Source organism: Enterobacter sp. JMULE2, assembly GCF_013337145.1.
GTDB classification, from domain to species: Bacteria; Pseudomonadota; Gammaproteobacteria; order Enterobacterales; family Enterobacteriaceae; genus Enterobacter; species Enterobacter mori.
This window is the reverse complement of the sequence record NZ_SGWD01000017.1, coordinates 195318-215483: the sequence shown is the minus strand read 5'-3', so window position 1 is coordinate 215483 and position 20166 is coordinate 195318. Positions and strand designations below refer to the sequence as shown.

At 56.3% G+C, this 20166-nt stretch carries 16 protein-coding genes and 5 pseudogenes; 6 read left to right on the top strand and 15 right to left on the bottom strand.

What is annotated here, in order from left to right; translation table 11 throughout:
• Positions 1-1077 carry a DUF2955 domain-containing protein gene (locus EXW94_RS23200; protein WP_126816047.1) on the top strand — a complete coding sequence of 359 codons (1077 nt, stop codon included), beginning with the start codon at positions 1-3 and terminating at the stop codon, positions 1075-1077.
• On the opposite strand, the gene EXW94_RS23195 is transcribed toward EXW94_RS23200, so the two are convergent.
• On the bottom strand, positions 1074-2345 hold the full coding sequence (locus tag EXW94_RS23195) for a DUF445 domain-containing protein (RefSeq protein WP_174341108.1): 1272 nt from the start codon (positions 2343-2345) through the stop codon (positions 1074-1076). The genes EXW94_RS23200 and EXW94_RS23195 overlap by 4 nt on opposite strands.
• Before the next feature lie 66 nt (positions 2346-2411).
• On the opposite strand from EXW94_RS23195, the gene EXW94_RS23190 reads away from it, so the two are divergent.
• The 3 genes from EXW94_RS23190 to tssD are packed head-to-tail and all read left to right on the top strand — an operon-like array spanning position 2412 to position 3958.
• Complete coding sequence (locus tag EXW94_RS23190) at positions 2412-2954, top strand: tlde1 domain-containing protein (protein ID WP_254797875.1); 543 nt, start codon at positions 2412-2414, stop codon at positions 2952-2954.
• Entirely contained in the window at positions 2954-3466 is a 513-nt protein-coding gene (locus tag EXW94_RS23185; protein WP_174341107.1) for a hypothetical protein, read from the top strand. The genes EXW94_RS23190 and EXW94_RS23185 overlap by 1 nt, the downstream gene beginning before the upstream one ends.
• Complete coding sequence (tssD, locus tag EXW94_RS23180; protein WP_174341106.1) at positions 3467-3958, top strand: type VI secretion system tube protein TssD; 492 nt, start codon at positions 3467-3469, stop codon at positions 3956-3958. It begins immediately after the preceding gene.
• Between the two features lie 20 nt (positions 3959-3978).
• Here tssD and EXW94_RS23175 read toward each other — a convergent pair.
• Positions 3979-4606 (bottom strand): annotated as a pseudogene (locus tag EXW94_RS23175) (LysE family translocator).
• Between the two features lie 47 nt (positions 4607-4653).
• Entirely contained in the window at positions 4654-5397 is a 744-nt protein-coding gene (locus EXW94_RS23170; RefSeq protein WP_174341105.1) for an AraC family transcriptional regulator, read from the bottom strand.
• Positions 5398-5548: 151 nt separating this feature from the next.
• Between EXW94_RS23170 and EXW94_RS23165 the strand changes: the two genes are divergently transcribed.
• Positions 5549-6919 carry an NAD-dependent succinate-semialdehyde dehydrogenase gene (locus EXW94_RS23165; RefSeq protein ID WP_174341104.1) on the top strand — a complete coding sequence of 457 codons (1371 nt, stop codon included), beginning with the start codon at positions 5549-5551 and terminating at the stop codon, positions 6917-6919.
• A gap of 55 nt (positions 6920-6974) precedes the next feature.
• Here the strand turns inward: EXW94_RS23165 and EXW94_RS23160 are convergent, their stop codons facing one another.
• The gene (locus EXW94_RS23160) at positions 6975-7520 is read right to left on the bottom strand and encodes a YfaZ family outer membrane protein (RefSeq protein WP_120159648.1); all 546 of its coding nucleotides are present in this window, start codon (positions 7518-7520) and stop codon (positions 6975-6977) included.
• A 411-nt stretch (positions 7521-7931) separates the two neighbouring features.
• Here EXW94_RS23160 and EXW94_RS23155 point away from each other — a divergent pair, with 411 nt between their 5' ends.
• Positions 7932-9290: an esterase-like activity of phytase family protein gene (locus EXW94_RS23155; protein WP_174341103.1), complete on the top strand. Its 1359-nt coding sequence runs from the start codon at positions 7932-7934 to the stop codon at positions 9288-9290.
• Positions 9291-9374: 84 nt separating this feature from the next.
• On the opposite strand, the gene yjiA is transcribed toward EXW94_RS23155, so the two are convergent.
• The 11 genes and pseudogenes from yjiA to hpaI form a co-directional block, all read right to left on the bottom strand.
• Entirely contained in the window at positions 9375-10328 is a 954-nt protein-coding gene (gene yjiA / locus EXW94_RS23150; RefSeq protein ID WP_174341102.1) for a GTPase, read from the bottom strand.
• A gap of 10 nt (positions 10329-10338) precedes the next feature.
• Positions 10339-10542, bottom strand: a complete 204-nt coding sequence (locus tag EXW94_RS23145) for a YbdD/YjiX family protein (RefSeq protein WP_003856610.1) — start codon at positions 10540-10542, stop codon at positions 10339-10341.
• Positions 10543-10637: 95 nt separating this feature from the next.
• Entirely contained in the window at positions 10638-12791 is a 2154-nt protein-coding gene (locus tag EXW94_RS23140) for a carbon starvation CstA family protein (protein WP_100165532.1), read from the bottom strand.
• A gap of 217 nt (positions 12792-13008) precedes the next feature.
• A pseudogene (locus EXW94_RS23135) lies at positions 13009-13571 on the bottom strand (WYL domain-containing protein); the annotation flags it as partial.
• Positions 13572-13586: 15 nt separating this feature from the next.
• A protein-coding gene (locus EXW94_RS23130; RefSeq protein WP_174340542.1) for an IS1 family transposase occupies positions 13587-14281 on the bottom strand; the annotation gives its coding sequence in 2 pieces (ribosomal slippage) (positions 13587-14035 and positions 14035-14281; 696 coding nt in all).
• Between the two features lie 58 nt (positions 14282-14339).
• Positions 14340-14672 (bottom strand): annotated as a pseudogene (locus EXW94_RS23125) (WYL domain-containing protein); the annotation flags it as partial.
• Positions 14673-14851: 179 nt separating this feature from the next.
• Positions 14852-15364: a 4-hydroxyphenylacetate 3-monooxygenase reductase subunit gene (locus EXW94_RS23120; RefSeq protein WP_108417169.1), complete on the bottom strand. Its 513-nt coding sequence runs from the start codon at positions 15362-15364 to the stop codon at positions 14852-14854.
• A gap of 17 nt (positions 15365-15381) precedes the next feature.
• Positions 15382-16936: pseudogene (gene hpaB, locus EXW94_RS23115) on the bottom strand (4-hydroxyphenylacetate 3-monooxygenase, oxygenase component).
• Positions 16937-17131: 195 nt separating this feature from the next.
• A pseudogene (gene hpaA, locus EXW94_RS23110) lies at positions 17132-18023 on the bottom strand (4-hydroxyphenylacetate catabolism regulatory protein HpaA).
• Positions 17995-19347: a 4-hydroxyphenylacetate permease gene (hpaX, locus tag EXW94_RS23105; RefSeq protein WP_174341101.1), complete on the bottom strand. Its 1353-nt coding sequence runs from the start codon at positions 19345-19347 to the stop codon at positions 17995-17997. Before hpaX ends, hpaA begins: the two are co-directional and overlap by 29 nt.
• 21 nt (positions 19348-19368) lie before the next feature.
• Positions 19369-20166, bottom strand: coding sequence for a 4-hydroxy-2-oxoheptanedioate aldolase (gene hpaI, locus EXW94_RS23100; RefSeq protein ID WP_174341100.1), 798 nt, complete (start codon positions 20164-20166; stop codon positions 19369-19371).

Sequence of the window (20166 nt, the reverse complement as noted above, 5' to 3'; positions counted from 1 at the left end):
ATGTCTATTAGCACCCTGGCGCGGGTGTTTACCCCGCACGGCAATATCGTCTACACGGCAAACGACTTTCGCCAGACCCTGCGCATCGTCTTTGCCGGGATGATTGCGCTGAGCATCTCCAGCTTCTACAACACCAGCTACGGCGTGTTTTTTGTGGTCTACCCGATCATGCTGCTGTCGCTGGTGCCGGTCTTTAATCGCCACGTGGCGAAGCAGTTTATCTTCAGCGCCGCGCTAAACTGCGTCGAAATGATCTTCATTATCGGCTATCTGTCGCAATGGCCGGTCATCATGACGCTGGTGGTGTTTGCCCTGTACGTGATGCGTTTTCGCTTTATGAGCAAGGGGCCGCTGTTTCTGTTTGGCTCAATGGGCGTGGTATGCCAGAGCGTGATGCTCAATTTTATGAGCTACCCCACTACCAACTGGCACACGCTGCTGTTTTCCAACATCGAAGCGAGCATCATGGCGGTGTGCCTGAGCGCGCTGATGAACTATCTGCTGCCGGACGTGGAGCCCCGCAAGCCGCCGCCGCTGATTGAGAAAGACGATGCCCGCGTGCGCCACGAGTCCTTGCTTTCCGGCACCGTCGCGACGCTGATATTCGTGGTGTTTCAGATTAGCGACTTAAGCGATTCGCTTTCGGCGCTGATGGCGGGGATTTTGATTCTGTTCCCCATGCACTACCGCGGTTCGGTGATGAGCTCTATCTGGCGCGTGGTCGGCGTGGTGCTGGGCTGCCTCTATATTCTGGTGGTGCAGCTGATCCTCTACGATCACAGCAGCCATATGCTATTGATGATGCCCCTGATTGGCCTCGGGCTGGCGTTTGGCGCGCGACTCCACGTGATGGAGAAGGTGGGTGCGGGAGTGGGCTTCTCCAGCATCACCACCATCGGCATTATGTTCGGGCAGAATATGCACCCGGACACTGACCTGGTGTTCAGCGATCTGTACCGCATCACCTCCGTCACCTTTTCGCTGGTCGCAACGTTGACGATGGTCTTCCTGGTGCACCTGATCCTGAACCGCTTCGAGGCGACGCGCTACGTCATCGCGCCACCTAAAGCAGACTAATGCCCCAGCACGGCAGGCAGTTGCGAGAGTAAAAACAGGATCAGGCCAATCGTCCCGCCCACCAGCGTGCCGTTGACGCGGATGAACTGCAGATCTTTACCGATGTTCAGCTCTATCTGGCGGGACATGTCTTTGGCGTCCCAGCTTTTGACCGTGTCGCTGATATGGCGGGTCAGGAACGCGGCAAAATCCGGTGCGACGCGATGGGCGGCCTGCTCCAGATGTTCATTCAGCGAAGCCTGCAGGTTAACGTCGTTTGTCAGCGTTTCACCGAACCACTGACCGGCATTAGCAACGCGCTGCTTCATGCGGGAATCCTCGCTCTGCATATCCGCCTTCAGCCACTGGCGCAGGTCAGCCCACATCTCGCCCAGATAGCGGTTAAACGCCTCATCGTTTTTCAGGTAGTGCTTGATGTTGTCGGCTTTCGCCGCCATTTCCGGATCGGTTTTCAGGTTGGCGATAAGCTTCAGCGTAGCGCGGTCAAATGCCTGGCGGATCTGGTGCGTGCGGTCGTGGCTGATATCGTCCAGCAGCGTATTCACCGCGTTCGACACCATCTCCGCGCTTTGATCGCCCAGCCACTCGGTAGGCAGTACCATCGCTTTGCGCGGATGTTCGGTCTTCAGCCAGTGAACAATTTGGTCAGAGATAAATTCCCGCGTGCTCTCCCGTTGAATCAAGGTAATCAGGCGGTTGATGATCGCATCCAGCAGCACCTGGTGGCGGTTGTTTTTGGTCATGCTCTCCAGCATCACGGCGCTGGTTTCGGTGAGATCGACCTTATCGATGGCCTTATGCACCGCCCGTTTGAGCAACCGCTGAATGCGCCCGTCGTCGGTGAGTTCCAGAAAACCGCTCATCACCTGAATCAAATGCTGCCCGACGCGCTGCGCGTTTTCGGGCTGGCTGAACCAGGTTCCGATCATCTGCGCGGGCTCATAGCGGCGGATTAGTGCCACCAGCGACTGGGTATCAAGAAACTTCTCCTGCACGAACTGACCGAGATTGTCGCCGATCCGGTCTTTATTGCGCGGGATAATCGCTGTATGGCGCGAGATAAACGGAATGGGCACCCGGCGGAACAGCGCAACCACGGCAAACCAGTCTGCCAGCGCGCCGACCATCGCCGCCTCGGCAATGGCCTTCACGCCGCGCACCCAGAAGGTCTGCGGCAGGAACAGGGTGGTGATAAACGCCGCGGCGGCAATCAGCAGCAGCGACAGCGCAAGAAGCTTGGCGCGTTTGAGTTCGGTATGTTTTTCCATGGGTTAAGGATAGAGGGTTGTGCACCAAAAGTGCAAAGCTGATGTAAGAGGAGGGAGACGCAGCCTATGTGCGAACAAACGGCTATTATATTAAAAAATATATACATCAAAATTATCTATTATTCATTTTTCTATGTTTTTTGTGCTTATTTATTCTCGATAGAATGGTTTTGTGACCGACACGGTAATTTCGATTTTCTTGTGAGTCATAAGATAAAGGACTATTCGCACAAGGAGACGGTATTAATGACATGGGAATATAAAGTATCGACAGGAGTATTGAGCCATAACGGCGAATTTGTCGCTCACTGCTACAGCGGTGCGGGTGAATCGAAAGATAAGCCTGAGTGTGAAAGTCAACGAAACAGAGGATCGGTTCCCAGAGGTATTTATTTTATTGCCGGATGGAATAATCACAAAAGTGCAGAGGCCATTGTTCTTGAACCTATAGCTGGCACTAATACTTTTGGCCGAGATCATTTCCAGATTCATGGGGATAAAAAAGGTCAACCGCCAGGTTCGGCATCAGCAGGTTGCATCATTATGAACGGCCAGGACAAACGTCATATGATTTATGATTCAGGTGACACAATACTGGTGGTGCGATAATGAAGTATATTATTGCGCTATTCTTTTTGTGCTTACCGGTGGGTTTATTTGCCAAAAACCACACTCCTGAACAGATATTGCAAATGATAAATGACAAAGGTGCCAGGACCGTTGTAAGTGAACTGGATTCAAATGATAACGGTGAGTCGGAATGGTGGAATCATATCATCCCGAAAATTAGGAGCGGCACACAAGCATGGTTAGCCGTAGCGAGTGCCCTTGAAACCGGGGTGGACGCCAGTACGGCTGAAGATTTAAAGGCGGCACTTTCTGAAGCCATCCCGCATAACCCTGAAGGTGTCTTAGCAATCTTAAAAGACGATAAACCGTTGCTCACTATTGAACAAGCCTGCGCTTTTGCCAATTTCCCTGAGACGGAAGCAGAAAGTAATAAGCTTTATGTCGATTCCATCAGGGAGATGTTTAAAGTTAACAGCCCGAAGGGTAAAAGATGCCTCGCTGTTATGATCGCCACCGTTGAACACTCTGTTCCATTCGATAAGGATATTTAAATGGCCATTCCGGGATATATGTCATTAACTGACGATGCAGGTAATATTATAAAAGGCAGCGTGACAATCAAAGATCGTGAAAACCAGATTGAGGTTTTGGGACTTTATCATAATGTGAGTTATAACTCTGACTTGCACAACGGTAGAGCGTTGAGCAAGCGCCAGCATCGTCCCTTTCTTATTGAGAAAGAAATTGATGCCTCCAGCGTTTTTCTCTATAAAGCACTTAGCACGGGCGGTACCCTCAGAAAAGCGACTATCGACCTGTACAGAATCAATGATGCCGGTCAGGAAGAAATCTATTTCACGATAACGCTGGAAGCGGTGAAGGTCGTCACGCTATTTTCATTGATGCATGACGTGAAAGAGACTTACCATGAAAAGCAGGGGCATCTTGAGCTTGTTTTGCTTCGTTATGAAAAGATCACCTGGCATTACCGTGACGGTAACGTGATTCATTCGGATGACTGGGATTATCGGTTAGGGGCTTGAAAGCAGCCCTGTAAATTCTTTCATATCAACCGCCACAGCACCCATCCCCCAAACCCCATCAACACCACCCCCGCCGTGCGCTCAATCCACCACAGCGAACGGCTAAGCTTCTGTTGAACCGCTCGCAGCCCCATCAGCGACACCAGCGCCAGATCCCATACCAGCACCACCATCACCATCCAGACGCCGCAGGTCGCCTGCTGAAGCAGCGTCACGTCCGGCCCCAGCAGCGCCGTCATCAGCGCCAGATAAAACAGCGCGTTCTTCGGGTTTAACAGCGCCGAGCCGAGGCCCCAGCAGGATCTGCTTGTGCAGCGAGGGAAAGCGCTGGTGGGTTTCATTCAGCGCCAGCGCCTGAGGCTGACTGCGCACCAGATGCGAGCCGATCCACAGCAGGTACAGCGCCCCGCAAAGCTCGATAAGCGTAAACAGCCACGTAAACTGGCGCAGCGCGCTCCAGCCGATAATCACCAGAACAATATAGAGTGCGTTACCCGCGGCGATGCCGAGGCACAGCCCGGCGCTGCCGCGTAGCCGATAGCGCGCGGCGTAGCCTACCAGCAGGAAGAAATCCGGGCCCGGGCTTAGCAGGGCAACAAAGTGCGCCAGCGCCAGGGCGAGAAAAGCGGAAGGGAATAACAGTTCCATAGCGACCTCAGTTAACAATCTAAGGTCAGAGTACGGCGCTGCAGAACCTATTTATTGTCTGATATTGATCGGCCCGTGGCGTACTGGCGCGGCGTGGCGGCGGTATAGCTCACGAAGGTCTTATGAAAATGGCTCTGGTCGGCAAAGCCGCTCTGGTAGCCAACGTCGGCAATATCATCCCCGGCGCGCAGCCGCGCCTTGGCGTACTCCACGCGGGAGATGTTAAGGAAGCTGCCCGGCGTCAGGCCGGTGTCCTGTTTGAAGGTGCGAATCAGCGTCTCCTTGCGCAGCGAGAAGCGTTGAGCAAGCTCGTCAAGCGAAGGTGGTGCAGCAAGGTCGGAAAGAAATGCCTCCTGAACCTGCTGACTGGTTGAGCGAAGCGCGTCTGCGTTATCCGCGCAGTGGGGAAGGGCAGAAAGCAGCGTCTCCACGGACGCTGGAGACAGCGTCTCGACAACGTCCAAATAATGGGCAAACAGGTCAGGGCTACGAATCACCTGCAGCGCCAGAGGAAGCTCCGTGTCGATATAGAGCATATGGTAGCTGCGCGGTTGCCCGCCGACGGGGTTGCAGCTGTGCGGCGCATAGGCTGGGATCACGATGAGGTCCCCGGGGTTAAGGATGTACTCTCTGTCATGACACACGCAGCAGGTCTGGCCCTCGACAATCGCGCCGATGGAGAGCTGGGGGTGACTATGGCGTTTGTACGCCTGCGTACTTTGCCAGGTGCTGCGCAGCTCAAGGCCTGAGGCGCGGTGAAAAGTCTGACGGACGTGTCGGGTATCGGTCATGGGCGCTCCTTCTGAAGGTTTTTTATACCACGTCAGCGAACCCTCTGGCAGCGCTTCATTAAGAACCTTCCGGATATACCCAACTTTACGCCCACAGCCAGTCATGTTGACTACCCTTAATACCCTAAGCGGTAAAACAAGGAGATTCGACATGGCTTATCAGACAGTAAATCCTGCCACTAACCAGCTCATCAAAGAATACCCCTCACATACCGATGCGGATATCGAAGCGGCGCTGAAGGCGGCCGATGCGCTTTACCATTCGGACTGGGCGAAAGGCGACATCAGCCAGCGCCTGCCGGTGCTGCATAAGCTTGCCGACCTGATTGACGCGCGCGTGGAGGACTTGGCGAAAATCGCCAGCCAGGAGATGGGTAAGCTCATCGAACAGAGCCGCGGCGAGGTGAAGCTGTGTGCGCAGATCGCTCGCTACTACGCCGACAACGCGAAGCAGTTCCTGGCGCCGGTGAAATATGATTCAGAACTCGGTGAAGCCTGGGTGGAGCACCACCCCATCGGCGTGCTGATGGCCGTTGAGCCGTGGAACTTCCCCTATTACCAGCTGATGCGCGTTCTGGCCCCGAACCTGGCGGCGGGGAACCCGGTGATCGCCAAGCATGCCAGCATTGTGCCGCACTGCGCCGAGACCTTTGCCCATCTGGTGCGCGAGGCGGGAGCGCCGGAAGGGGCATGGACCAACCTGTTTATCTCTTCGGATCAGGTGGCAAATATTATTGCCGACGATCGCGTGCAGGGGGTGGCGCTGACCGGTTCCGAAAAAGCGGGCAGCGTTGTAGCGGCGCAGGCGGCGAAGCACATCAAGAAATCTACGCTCGAACTGGGCGGTAACGACGTGTTCGTGGTGCTGGACGATGCCGACCTTGATAAAGCCGTGAAGATCGGCGTTAACGCGCGGCTCAACAATGCAGGACAGGTGTGCACCGCGGCGAAGCGCTTTATCCTGCACGAGAAGATTGCTGATACGTTCCTGAGCAAATTTACCGAGGCGTTTAAGCAGGTGAAGATAGGCGATCCGCTGGACGAAAGCACCACGCTGGGGCCGCTGTCGTCTAAAGATGCTCTGGAAACGCTGACCAAACAGGTTAACGAGGCGGTGAAAAACGGCGCGACGCTGCACCATGGTGGCAAGCCCGTACAGCGTGACGGGAGCTTCTTCGAACCGACGATCCTGACGAATATCTCCCGCGACAACCCGGCGTACTTCGAAGAATTCTTCGGCCCGGTGGCGCAGGTTTACGTGGTGAAAAACGACGACGAAGCGGTCGCGCTGGCGAACGACTCCCACTACGGCCTGGGCGGGGCGGTATTCAGCCAGGATATTGAGCGTGCGAAGAAAATGGCGTCGCGGATTGAGACCGGGATGGTGTATATCAACTGGCTGACCGATACCGCGCCAGAGCTGCCGTTCGGCGGTGTGAAGCGGTCCGGTTACGGGCGCGAGCTGTCGGATCTGGGGATCAAAGAGTTTGTGAACCAGAAGCTTGTGGTGGTGCGTAAGTAATTTCAACCATAAAAAACCTGCCGGATGGCAGGTTTTTTTTGCACTTTGCGGAGCCTTAGAAGCTCACGCCGCCGCCCACGTACGCACCGTCAATCAGGGTGTGGTTTGGACGACCGTCTTTGCCGTCAACGCTCACGTGGCGGTAACCCACTTTCAGCGTAACCGGTTTGATTGGGGTCCAGCTTACGCCGCCGTTAGCTTCAACATAGTTTTTCACGCTGTTATTCAGGCCGTCTGGCGCAACGTAACCTTCGCCGAAGACCTTGATGCTGTCGGTCAGGGCAACGTTCACGCCGCCGCCGATTGGGAACGCCACGCCGTTATCGCCTTTTTTCGGGCCAACGTAGAGAGCCTTAGCGCCTGCGTTCAACATCACCGGGCCGACTTCAAAGTTGTAGCCTGCACCTACGCCACCGGTCGTGGTGCCGTCATCGGTATTTTTCAGCCAGCTGCCTTCGGTATACAGGCCGGAGGTCGATTTACCCATTTCCACATTCAGGTTGGTAAAGTTTTTACCCTGCTCAATGCTGCCACCCATCGCCAGTGCGGAGCCAGATACCGCGGTCAGAGCGGAAAGGATAAGTACGTTAAGCTTTTTCATGAGTTTTTCCTCGTCATTAAATTAATCTGAGGGCACCTTAACAACGGATGTTTATGACTGCAAATGTGAGGCATATCGCGGTTTTATGCTGATTTTGTTAGTTATTTAGTTTTTATCTGTTGCTGAATTGTTTGTTTGGCGAGCCGTCAATGGCAAATAAATTCGCGTTTAGGGAAAGTTTAAAGAGTTTGCTAAACGACGTTTGAACGAGGAGAAAAAAGCCCTTTGAGATGAATTAATTGAATTTCTAATAATTTCCAAAAGTGTTTCAGTTGTCATAGATAAAGACGTAAGTTTACATTTCTGAAGAGGGATATACGTGCCGCTGCGTGGCTCAGCGTCCCTTCTGTGTCATTTTTCTGACACGATTCTTCATTACTTTGTTGGCTTCACTAACTGGATGCTAACAATATGAAAAGAAAAATTATTCCTGTGCTCATCGGTTGTGCGCTCTCTTTCTCTGGCCTGGCGGCGCAGCCCACTGCTGAGCGCTATGTCGTCAGCTTCCCTGAAGGCTCACACGTGAGCTACAGCGGCGCGTTTGCCAGCGCGTTTCCGAATGGACTGCCCGTGGGAATCGGTTCCGGCCTGCTATTTACGGGCAAACAGGGCGACGCCCTGACCTTTGCGACCGTGACCGATCGCGGTCCAAACGCCGATGCGCCAAAAATGGGTAAAAACGAGGCTAAAATATTTGTCACGCCAGATTTCGCGCCGCTGCTGATGACCATCCGCGTTGAGAACGGCAAAGCGGAGGCTGTCGATGCCCGCCCGCTACATGACGATAAAGGCGAGATTAACGGTCTGCCGCTGCAAAGCGGCGTGATTGGCTCCACCAATGAAGTGGCATTCAGCGACACGCTAGACATTCTGAAGGGCGACAACCGCGGGCTGGACACGGAAGGTATCACGCCGGACGGTAAAGGCGGCTACTGGCTGTGCGACGAGTATGGCCCGTTCCTGATTAACGTCGACAGCAAAGGGAAGATCCTGGCGATCCACGGGCCGCAGGCGGCGGAAGGGGAGAAGTCCATCGCGGGCGGTCTGCCAAACATTATCAAATGGCGCCAGGCGAATCGGGGCTTTGAAGGCCTGACCCGCATGCCGGATGGACGGATTATCGCCGCCGTGCAAAGTACGCTGGATATTGACGGTAAGAGCAAAAAGCAGGCGCTGTTTACGCGTCTGGTGAGCTTCGACCCGGCGACCGGGAAAACCGCGATGTACGGCTACCCTATCGACAGCGCGGCCTACAGTAAAAACAGCGACGCCAAAATCGGCGATATCGTGGCGCTCGATGACCAGCATATCCTGCTGATTGAGCAAGGAAGCGATAAAAACGACGGGATGCGCAACCTGATTTACAAGGTGGATCTCAGCAAGGCGAGTGACCTGAGCGCCTTTGACAAGCCGAGTGAGTACCCGGAGTTTGATGATGAGAAAACCCTGGCGCAGCGCGGCATTACCCTTGCTGCAAAAACGCAGGTCGTCGATCTGCGCGCGCTGGGCTGGCAGCAGGAGAAGGCCGAAGGGTTGGCGCTGATCGACAGCAAAACGCTTGCGGTGGCGAACGATAACGACTTTGGCGTGAAGGTGGCGATGCAACACCCGGTCGAGGGCAAGAAGCTCAAGGATTACCGGGTGAACGCAGAAGGCAAGCTGACGCTGGATGATAAGCCGGTGGAAACCACGCTCAGCGTGAAGCCGCTGAAGAAGCCGGAGTCGGAAAGTGAACTGTGGATTGTGACGCTGCCGGAGGCGGTGAAATAAGTTTCTGCCCACCCCTCATCCCTCACCCTAACCCTCTCCCAAAGGGAGAGGGGATTGTTCGGTGCGCGTAGTTAAACGAAGAGGCTATTTCTTCAGCCCCGCAAACGCCGCCCGAATTTCCTCTTCCGGCAGCTGTATGCCAATAAACACCATCACGCTACGCGGCGTTTCATCGCCCCACGGTCTGTCCCAGTCGGCGCTGTACAGGCGCTGCACGCCCTGGAACAGCAGGCGGTTCGGCTCGCCGTCAATCCACAGCATCCCTTTGTAGCGCAGCAGCTTGTCGGCAAACGACAGCAGCAGGTTCTCCATCACGCGCGAAACCTCGCCGATGTCCACCGGGTAGTCCAGCTCCACCACAATCGACGCCACGTCGTTTTGCTTATCTCCCATAAAGTGGAAGCGCGGTTTTGCGGTCACGTTCTCTTCCAGCATAAAGCCGTTGGTGTTGAACAGCTGAGACAGATTGATGTCGCCATGCGTCACCGTGTAAACCGGCGCGCGGGAGTTAATGCGGGTCAGGCGCTCGCGCAGTTTTTCGCTTCCGCCCGCCACGTCGGTTTTGGTCAGCAGGATGCGGTCGGCGTAGCCCACCTGAGACTGGGCGATGGTGAACTGGTTCATCTGCTCGTCGGCGTGGACCGCATCCACCAGGGCAATCACGCCGTCCAGCAGGTAGCGCTGGCAAAGAATTTCGTGCGAGAAAAAGGTCTGAATAATCGGCCCCGGGTCGGCCATGCCGGTGCACTCGATCACCAGACGGTCAAAGTCGATTTCACCGCGGTCGCGGCTGTCGAGCAGGTCCAGCAGGGCGTCTTCCAGCTCGTTAGAGCGGGTACAGCAGATGCAGCCGTTGGTGAGGGTTTTGATCTGGGTGGCGCGATCGCCAATCAGCTGGTCGTCAACGGAGACTTCGCCGAACTCGTTTTCGATGACGGCGATTTTGAAGCCGTGCTGTTCATTCAGGATGTGGCGCAGCAGGGTGGTTTTACCGGCGCCGAGGAAACCGGTCAGCAGGGTAACGGCAATCGGGGTCATGGTCTCTCCTTTAGCAGCAGCGGACGCCGCCTTCTCCACTTCCGCCGTAGCGCGCTTCCTGACGCTCGCGGAAGAATTCGGTGTAGGTCATGTACGGCTTATCCGGATGGTTGGTCTTCATATGCTCAACGTAGTTGTCATAGTCCGGAATGCCAATCAGCATTTTCGCCGCCTGACCGAGGTATTTTTTTGCTTCGCCTAAGTTACCAAACATTGTGGGTTCCAGACAGAAAAAGCCCGGTGGCGCTACGCTTACCGGGCCTACAGTTTCTGTGTAGGGCGGGTCAGCGTAGCGCCACCCGCCATTTTTTAATGGTGTGAAGAGGTCTTCACGCCGCCTTCCGGCACCGGCACGTACGGGGTTTCTTTATCCGTACGACCATCGGCGTTGCGCACGTTCATCCAGGTTTTGATGCCGTAGAAGATGATGCTGTACACCACCACCAGGAACAGAATGCTCAGACCCGCGTTGGTGTAGTTGTTCACCACGATATGGTTCATGTTGGCAATCTGCTGCGCGGTCAGATCCGCGCCGCCTGCGGCAATCTTCTCTTTGTACTGGTTAGCCATGAAGAAGAAGCCTTCCAGCTGCGGGTTGGCGCTGAACAGCTTCAGGCCAAGCGCCCAGGTGGTGCAGAGCAGCAGCCACAGCGCAGGTACCACGGTGACCCAGATGTATTTGGTGCGTTTCATCTTCACGAGGACCACGGTACCGAGCACCAGAGCAACGGCTGCGAGCATCTGGTTAGAGATACCGAACAGCGGCCACAGGCTCTTCACGCCGCCGAGCGGGTCGACAACGCCCTGATACAGCAGGTAGCCCCACAGGCCTACGCAGCCCGCGGTACCCAGAATGCCCGCCACCAGAGAGTCGGTTTTCTTCAGGAACGGCACGAAGTTACCGAGCAGGTCCTGCAGCATGAAGCGGCCCGCACGGGTACCGGCGTCCAGCGCGGTCAGGATGAACAGCGCTTCGAACAGAATACCGAAGTGGTACCAGAAGCCCATGTCCGCCCACGGCAGCACTTTGTGGAACACGTGTGCGATACCGACGGCCAGCGTAGGGGCACCACCGGCGCGGTTCAGCACGGACGGTTCGCCGATGTCCTTCGCGGTCTGCATGATCTGCTCAGGCGAAATCACGAAGCCCCAGGAGCTGACGGTCGCCGCCGCGTGTGCGCTTGCGTCTTTCAGCTGCGCCATAATCAGCGCCGCGTTGTCACCGCCCATCTCGTGCAGGTTTGGCATGGTAATGCCGAGGCCAGCAGGCGGGGTGTTCATCGCGAAGTACAGACCCGGTTCGATAATGGAGGCTGCAACCAGCGCCATGATCGCCACGAAGGACTCCATCAGCATTGCGCCGTAGCCGATCAGACGCGCGTCTTTCTCGTTCGCCAGCAGCTTAGGCGTGGTACCGGACGCAATCAGGGCGTGGAAGCCAGAGACCGCACCGCAGGCGATGGTGATGAACAGGAACGGGAACAGGGCGCCTTTCCACAGCGGGCCGGTACCGTCGATGTACTGGGTCACTGCCGGCATTTTCAGATCCGGGTTAATCACCAGGATACCGATCGCCAGACCGACGATAACGCCGATTTTCAGGAAGGTCGCCAGGTAGTCACGCGGGGCCAGAATCAGCCAGACCGGCAGCAGCGCGGAGATAAACGCATAGCCAATCAGCGCGAAGGTAATGGTGGTGTCCTTGAAGGTCAGCGCCGGGCCCCAGTACGGGTCGTGCGCAATCACGCCGCCGAAGTAGATGGAGGCCACCAGCAGCACGATACCAATCACCGACACTTCACCCACGCGTCCCGGTCTCAGGAAGCGCATGTAGATACCCATGAACAGCGCAATCGGCACGGTTGAGCAGACGGTGAAGACGCCCCACGGGCTTTCGGCCAGCGCTTTCACCACGATCAGGGCCAGCACCGCGAGGATGATGATCATAATCAGGAAGCAGCCGAACAGGGCGATGGTCCCCGGCACGCGGCCCATCTCTTCTTTGACCATCTCACCCAGAGACGCGCCGTTACGGCGAGAAGAGATAAACAGCACCATAAAGTCCTGCACCGCACCCGCCAGCACTACGCCCGCGAGCAGCCACAGGGTACCCGGCAGGTAGCCCATCTGCGCGGCCAGCACCGGGCCGACCAGCGGGCCTGCGCCGGCGATAGCGGCAAAGTGGTGACCAAACAGCACGTAGCGGTTGGTTGGCACGTAGTTCAGGCCGTCATTGTTAATGACCGCCGGCGTGGCGCGCGTCGGGTCGAGCTTCATGACCTTCTGCGCGATGTACAAGCTGTAGTAGCGATAAGCCACAAGATAGACGGAAACGGACGCGACCACGATCCACAGGGCGCTTACGTGTTCGCCCCGGCGTAATGCGACAACCGCCAGACAAAAAGCGCCGAGGATCCCGAGTAAGGCCCAGGGCACGTGCTTCAGTAGTTTTTTAGTATCCATAGTAAGACCTGGTTTTTTATGTAAAGAAAAAAGGGTCAGGGTTCGTTGTGAGGAGGTATTGATTAATGCTGGAGCGATCGTGCCAGATCGTCGCGCGTGTAAAGGACGGTAAATGAGTGAGTGGTTGAAAGTGATGGGTAAGCGGTCAAAGGTGAGGGCGAGTGGTTCAGGCTCGCCGCCGGTGGGAGAAAATATGTGATTGCGATCACGCAGTTAGCTATGCCGTGCACTCAGCCAGATAGGTTGTCAGGGTCGTCACCAGCTTTTCCCTCAGCCAGGCAGGTTCTAAAATGTGAATATTTGGCAGCCAGTACAAAAGCAGCGGCAAAATTTGGTTCTCATGTGCTGCCTGACAGCGGAGCGTGACGCCATCGTGATGGTCTTCCAGCAGCTCTTGTTCCGGCAGGAGATCGCGTCGCATAAAGTAATGGGAAATATTATCGTTGATGAATATTTTCACTTCGAAAGTATCTTCAGAGACCCAGGGATCGAGGCTTTTTTCCAGCAGTTCAATCACGCTCTCTTCAGGAATAAATGTCGTGCCCTGAATATCCATCCAGCGAATCTGGCTCAGCGAAAAGGATTTTAACCTGCTATTTTCGGTGGCTTGTAAATACCATATATTTTTTTGTTAATGAGTTTGTAAGGATTAATCAGACGGGTTTTACCTTTATAAACGATCTGACAAACATTATGGTTTTTAATCGATTTCTCAATTTTCGGTAAATAACGACCAATATCTCGGTGTACGGTGTGCTCAGCGTCGTTGCCAAGAATAAGAGGTAGCGCATCCAATTAGTAGAACATGTGTTTTTCGATAAACGCTCCGATCACTTTTTCGTGGATCTCAACTGAGCGTGAGAAGCAGATTGTTTTACGAGCCAATCGCTTAATGCGGGTGCGGAGCGTCAGGTTATTACGCTCAATGCGTTGGGTGAATATTTTGCCGGTCAGATGCTTATCCTTCGGCACCTCCCGGCCATAGCTGCCCCAGTCGTCGCTGGTGATCATGCCGATGTTGAATGGTGTAAGCAGTGCCAGTAGCTCCCGGCAAGTTTCATCGGTTCGAGGACCGAAAGTGTAGGCCAGTACACCGCCTGTTTTGGTGTTGTACGCGTACCAGAGCCAGTGCTGCCGGGCTTTACTGCCAACGAAGCTCCATTGCTCATCAAGTTCGCAGATAAGCGCCACATCAGCATGGGCAACAGGCGAAGACGTTATTCGCTTTGGCGCGAGTTTTTTAAAGTCCGGATGACGGTGTTAATGCCAATTTTCAGTGTTCTGGCGGTATCGCGAACCCCGGCACCATTGAAGGCCATTTCAGTGATCTGCTCTTTAATACCCGGCTTACGCGCTTCATAAGCATAAGTGAGCTGAAACACACGGTGGCAGTCACGGCAGCGAAATCTGTCATGGCCTTTAGGGTTCTGACCATGGCGGTAGACCTGTGCAGACTGACAACGGGGACAATGAACGTTAACGCTGGCCATGAGATAACCTCAAAAGCCCGTATTATACATCAGATTCAACTAATTAGATGCATCACCGAATAAGAATATGATTTTCATCAACGCGGTTTTCGAGTTTCTGCCAAAACTCGGTATTACGATCGGGAAAAAAATTATCTGCATTCAGGAAGTTAGCAAGGGTGTGGTGCAGTCCTTGCGATCCGGGAGATTGCGCTGAATGAATGAGCCGATATAGCCCATTTCCGGTATGTTCAACAATCGGGGAGAGTGCATTTAAATCGCGGTAGACAGTGCGCTCGGTAATTTTAAATTTATCCATGAGCGCACTGCGGTTTACCACACCGTGTAAATGTAGCTCAACCAGAATATCGACCAGACGTTCAGCCGAGCGGCTCCGCGTCGATTTAGCCATAAGGTCTTCCTGTATATTGGGGTCGGCGCTGAATGATGCGGGTAGCACTGACACGGGGTGTCAGTATTCAGGCACAGAAAATTTCTCTTATGGTTATATAACGGCGTGCTTTAGCGGAAACCTTAGGGGTTTTTTGTAGAAAGCCGCGCTGACCGAAGAAAGGTCAGCGCGGGAAGGGATTAAACGGCTGCTTCAAGCTCCATCATCACGGGGTGGAAGCGGCGTTTGAAATAGATCAGGCCGTGGCCCTCTTCACTGAGGATGATGTTTTTAATTTCAACGAGATAAACAAGATGCGTGCCGATGGTTTGCACCTGGCTTATCTCCCCTTCCAGGCTGGCGAGCGCGCCTTTTAGCACCGGCTGCGCCAGCGGGCCTTTCTGCCAGCAGGAGAGGGCAAAGCGCTCCTCCATGGCCATGCCGGTCATCCCGGCGAAATGGCGAGCCATGATCTCCTGCTCGTGGTTCAGCACGTTGACGCACAGCCTGCCGTTACCCTGAAAGACCGGGTTCATGGCGCTGTTGGCGTTGATGCACACCATGATCGAGGGCGGCGTGTCCGTCACCGAGCAGACGGCGGTGGCGGTGATACCGCAGCGGCCCGCCTCGCCCTCGGTGGTGACCACATTAACCGCAGCCGACAGGCTGCTCATCGCGTCGCGAAAACGCAGGCGTTGTTCATCTGAATGCATTGCAACCTCCCGCTGCGCTATTTCAGCAGCTTGTCGAGCATGTTGATATCGGTGTTGTTGTGCAGGTGCGGCACCGTCCAGCCGTGCTGATCGTATTCGGACATGCAGCGGTCGACCATTGCCATCATTTTGTCCATGTTGCCGGAGCTCTGCGCCTGACGCAGACACTGCAGGCGGATCTCATCCTGACTGCCGGAGTAGTTGATTTCGTACAGCTCGTGACGACCGCCAAACTCGCTGCCGATGGCATCCCACATCAGTTTCAAAATCTTGATGCGTTCAACGTGATCCATACCGTTGGAGCCGCGCACGTATTTCGCCAGATACTGGTCGATCTGCGGGTTGTTCAGATCCCGGGCGCTGGAGGGCAGGTAGATCAGCCCGGAGGTGACGTTACGCTCGATGATGTTCTTGATCTTGGCATAGGCCATTGGCGCCATGACGCGGTAGGTTTGCAGCGCGGCGTGATCCGGCAGATACGCGCCGTTGACCCACGGGGTGGCTTCGGAACACATGGAGTCGCTCAGCGCCCAGAACATGTTGCGCCAGGCCACCACTTCGCCGAGATCCGCCTGCACGCCGCGGAACTCCAGGGTGCCGGTGCACTCGAGCGATTTCTTCAGCAGGGCGGTGATGAAGTCGAGCTTCACCGCAAGGCGCACGCAGGCCTGCAGCGGATACATGCGGGCGAAGCCGCCCTCCATCGTCCAGCGACGGCAGCGGTCGAAATCGCGGTAGATGAGCACGTTTTCCCACGGGATCAGCACGTGATCCATCACCAGGATCGCGTCGTTCTCGTCAAAGCGGCTGGAGAGCGGGTAGTCGTACGGGGATCCGGTTGCGCCTGCCATCATCTCGTAAGAGGCGCGGGAGATCAGCTTCACGCCTTCGGCGTCCATCGGTGCGACGAACATCAGCGCGAAGTCCGGATTTTCCCCCATCACCTGCGCGGAGCCGAAGCCGATCATGTTGTAGTGGGTCAGCGCCGAGTTGGTTGCCACCACTTTCGCGCCGCTGACGATAATCCCGGCGTCGGTCTCTTTCTCCAGCTTGATGTAGACGTCTTTTACTTCGTCCGCCGGTTTGTGACGGTCGATTGGCGGGTTAACGATGGCGTGGTTGAAGTACAGGCCGGTTTCCTGAATGCGGGTGTACCAGTTACGGGCGTTCTGCTCGAACTGGCCGTAGAAGGCCGGGTTGGCACCGAGCGCGCAGCCAAACGCGGCTTTGTAGTCCGGCGTGCGGCCCATCCAGCCGTAGCTCAGGCGTGACCACTCGGCGATGGCATCGCGTTGCTGACGCAGGTCATCGGCGCTTTTCGCCACGCGGAAGAACTTGTGGGTATAGCCGCCGCTGCCGGTGTCGGTGCCCGGTATCCTGCATGTCCGGCTTGTGCAGCGCGTCGTACATCTGCGCGATGGAGGCCGCCGCGTTGCGAAACGCCGGATGGGTGGTGACGTCTTTGACGCGCTCGCCGTAGATATAAATCTCACGACCGTCCTGCAGGCTTTTTAAATACTCTTCGCCGGTTAACGGACGTTTGGCATCAGCGCGGAAATCTTCAGGCTTCATAGGGACCTCGTATCGGAATAGGGTTGTTAAATTTATGTTTTGTTTTTGTTGTTTAATTGAAGCCTGAGAGGGGCGGAACGTGAAGGGACGTTTGGGACAACGGCGGGTACTTTTCGGGTGGGATGTGGTTTTGTGATCTGTGCGGTTTTTCGGCGGGTGGCGCTGCGCTTACCCGCCCTACGAACCGTGATGCGTTCAGGAAACCGGTACTTTCTGCGCCCGATACGCGCTCGGCGAGCACCCCACTAAACGGTTAAAAAACCGGGCAAAGTAAGCCGGATCCTTAAACCCCAGTTGCCAGGCAATCTCGCTGACCGCGCTGTCGGAAAAGAGCAGCAGCCGCCTCGCTTCACGCAGCTGCCGGTCGAAGATCAGCCGCTTTGGCGGACGGTTGGCGAAGCGGCGGCAGATATCGGTCAGGCGGGATTCGGTCAGGTGCAGTTCGCTGGCGTATTCCGGCACCGTCCAGTGCTGGTGGTAGTGCGCGTCAATCAGCTGGGTAAAGCGCTGGAACAGCTTCAGCTCGCCGCGCATTCCGCCTGAAGCGTGGTCGTCGAGCTTTGCGTTGCGCAGCAGCAGAGTAAAGACCGCCTGCGCCAGCAGGATCAGGGTATGCTCGCGCCCCGGCAGTTGTTCCGTGGATTCCCGGGCAATGAGCTGCCAGTAGTGCTTCAGCGCCGCCAGCTCGTCTGGCCTGTCGGCCAGCGAGAGGCAGATCCCCGGCAGGCCAAACGCTTCACGCGTGCCGGGGTAAAGCACCTCCAGCAGCGGCCAGATCAGATCCTCGCGCACCGTCAGCACGTGCCCGTCGCTGTCGGATTCGGTGATAAACGCGTGCGGCACCGACGGCGGCGTCAGGACGAACAGCGGGGGCCTGCACCGAGTAGCGGTGATCGTCGAGCTGGAGTTCAATCTGCCCGGTATCGAGAAAGTGCATCTGAAAATACTGGTTGTGACGATGCGCCTGCATGTCGCGGCCAAAAAAGGCCGCCATGCGGGCGAACGACTGGTAGTGCACGTCGTCGGTGCCCAGACTTTCGTCGTACTCCTTGCTGATATCAATGTTGGCGATGGGGCTCTGGCACACGATCGTTCCTCTGTTGATCCCGCTGCGTCATCGGAATGCGCGTCAGCACCAGCGCGCCGACCACCAGCAGCCCGGCCACGAACCACAGACCGGAGCTGAAGCTGCCGGTCGCGTCGCGCAGGATCCCAATCAGCAATGGGCTGACGGCAGAACCCACGTTGCCTATGGCGTTGATCACCGCCAGCGCTACGGCGCGGGACTGCAGGCTAATCACCCGATCCGGCGTGGTCCAGAATATGGCCATGGCGGTAAAGGATCCGGTTGAGGCCATAATGATGCCAAGCAGCTGGATCAGGCTGTGATCGGTCGCGGAGGCCAGCATCCATCCCGCCGCGGCGAACAGGTACGGCAGGATGGTGTGCTTTTTTCGCTCTTTCAGCCTGTCGGAGCGGCGGCTCCACCAGATCATCCCGAGAATGGTGCAAAACTGCGGGATCGCCGCCAGCAGGCCGATGACGATATTGCTGCTTCCCGTGTTAAAGCTTTGCAGGATCTGCGGCGTCCAGATGTTGATCGCGCTGAGCGTGTTGGTCAGGCAGAAGTAGGCCAGCGTGTAGAGCAGCACCGCCGGGGTCAGCACTTCGCGCAGCGTCGAGCGCGGCGTGACGGATTGGGCAATGGCGACCTCCTGCTCGCGGGCGATCATCGTTTTCAGCGCCTGCTTTTCGTCGTCGTCCAGCCAGGTGGCCTGATCCGGCGTGTCGTTGAGGTAAAACCAGGTCACCACGCCAAGCACCACCGACGGTAGCCCCTCCAGCAGGAACAGCCACTGCCAGCCCTTCAGGTTCCACAGCCCGTCCATCGCCAGAATATAGCCGGAGAGGATCGAGCCGAGCATCATGGTCACCGGCATGGCGATCATAAACAGCGCATTGGCGCGGGCGCGGTGATACGCCGGGAACCACCAGGTAAGATAGACCAAAATCCCCGGCAGGAAGCCCGCTTCGGCAATGCCTACCAGCATGCGCAGGACGTAGAGCGTTTCAGGGCTGGTGGCGAACATGGTGCAGGTGGAGGCGATGCCCCACACCACCATGATCCCGGCGATCCAGCGCCGCGCGCCGATTTTCGCCAGCATGATGTTGCTCGGGATCCCGCACAGCACGTAGGTGACGTAAAACAGCGTCGCGGCAAGGCCAAACATGGTCGACGTAAGGCCCAGATCTTTACCCATCGTCAGCCCGGCAAAGCCGATATTGATGCGATCGAGAAACGAGAAAACAAACAGGATGAAGAGAAAGACGATCAGGCGTCGGAACAGCTTGTTAATGGCGCGATGTTCAACAGCTTTATTATCATGAGTTTGCAGGGTAGAGGTCGTCATGGTGCGCTCCAGATCTTACGTTTAGTAGACGGATTTATTGTTATTAACTGACGTAACCGGTTGTTCGATAAAGCGTGCCGCCAGCGCTTCCGCGCCGCGGGCGAGCAGGGTGGTGTCGACGCCGACGGCGACAAACAGCGCGCCGAGTTCAAGGTAGCGTTTTGCCAGCTGCTCGTTCGCCATCAGGATGCCGGGCGCTTTACCGGCGGCGCGTATCTGCGCGATCGCCAGCTCGATGGCGGCCTGCACTTCCGGGTGCTGCGGATTGCCGGCAAAGCCCATGTCGGCGCTCAGATCAGCCGGGCCGATAAACACGCCGTCGACGCCGTCCACGTCCAGGATCTGCGGCAGATTTTTCAGCGCCTCGCGGGTTTCAATCTGCACCAGCACGCACATGGCGTCGTTAGCCTGCTGGAGGTAATACGGAATGCGGTTCCAGCGCGACGCTCTAGCCAGGGCGCTGCCGACGCCGCGGATGCCCGCGGGCGGGTAGCGGGTAGAACGGACCGCCAGACACGCTTCATCGGCGTTTTGCACCATCGGCACCAGCAGGGTTTGCGCGCCCACGTCCAGCAGCTGTTTGATCTGCACCGGATCGTTCCACGACGGGCGCACCACCGGCTGGCTGGGATAAGGCGCGATGGCCTGTAATTGAGTTAACACGGTCTGCACGCTGTTCGGCGCATGCTCGCCGTCGATCAGCAGCCAGTCGAAGCCCGCGCCTGCTAACAGTTCAGCACTGTAGCTGCTGGTCAGCCCCAGCCATAAACCGATTTGCGGGCGGCCTGCCTGCAGCGCCGCTTTAAATGCGTTTTGCAT

Excerpts from the sequence above, each read along its gene's own strand:
- EXW94_RS23170 (WP_174341105.1), bottom strand. The coding sequence starts at position 5,397 with ATGACCGATACCCGACACGTCCGTCAGACTTTTCACCGCGCCTCAGGC.
- tssD (WP_174341106.1), top strand. The coding sequence starts at position 3,467 with ATGGCCATTCCGGGATATATGTCATTAACTGACGATGCAGGTAATATT.
- hpaI (WP_174341100.1), bottom strand. The coding sequence starts at position 20,166 with ATGCAAAACGCATTTAAAGCGGCGCTGCAGGCAGGCCGCCCGCAAATC.
- hpaX (WP_174341101.1), bottom strand. The coding sequence starts at position 19,347 with ATGACGACCTCTACCCTGCAAACTCATGATAATAAAGCTGTTGAACAT.
- EXW94_RS23140 (WP_100165532.1), bottom strand. The coding sequence starts at position 12,791 with ATGGATACTAAAAAACTACTGAAGCACGTGCCCTGGGCCTTACTCGGG.
- EXW94_RS23155 (WP_174341103.1), top strand. The coding sequence starts at position 7,932 with ATGAAAAGAAAAATTATTCCTGTGCTCATCGGTTGTGCGCTCTCTTTC.
- EXW94_RS23160 (WP_120159648.1), bottom strand. The coding sequence starts at position 7,520 with ATGAAAAAGCTTAACGTACTTATCCTTTCCGCTCTGACCGCGGTATCT.
- EXW94_RS23165 (WP_174341104.1), top strand. The coding sequence starts at position 5,549 with ATGGCTTATCAGACAGTAAATCCTGCCACTAACCAGCTCATCAAAGAA.
- EXW94_RS23120 (WP_108417169.1), bottom strand. The coding sequence starts at position 15,364 with ATGCATTCAGATGAACAACGCCTGCGTTTTCGCGACGCGATGAGCAGC.
- EXW94_RS23190 (WP_254797875.1), top strand. The coding sequence starts at position 2,412 with ATGTGCGAACAAACGGCTATTATATTAAAAAATATATACATCAAAATT.
- EXW94_RS23185 (WP_174341107.1), top strand. The coding sequence starts at position 2,954 with ATGAAGTATATTATTGCGCTATTCTTTTTGTGCTTACCGGTGGGTTTA.
- EXW94_RS23145 (WP_003856610.1), bottom strand. The coding sequence starts at position 10,542 with ATGTTTGGTAACTTAGGCGAAGCAAAAAAATACCTCGGTCAGGCGGCG.
- yjiA (WP_174341102.1), bottom strand. The coding sequence starts at position 10,328 with ATGACCCCGATTGCCGTTACCCTGCTGACCGGTTTCCTCGGCGCCGGT.
- EXW94_RS23195 (WP_174341108.1), bottom strand. The coding sequence starts at position 2,345 with ATGGAAAAACATACCGAACTCAAACGCGCCAAGCTTCTTGCGCTGTCG.
- EXW94_RS23200 (WP_126816047.1), top strand. The coding sequence starts at position 1 with ATGTCTATTAGCACCCTGGCGCGGGTGTTTACCCCGCACGGCAATATC.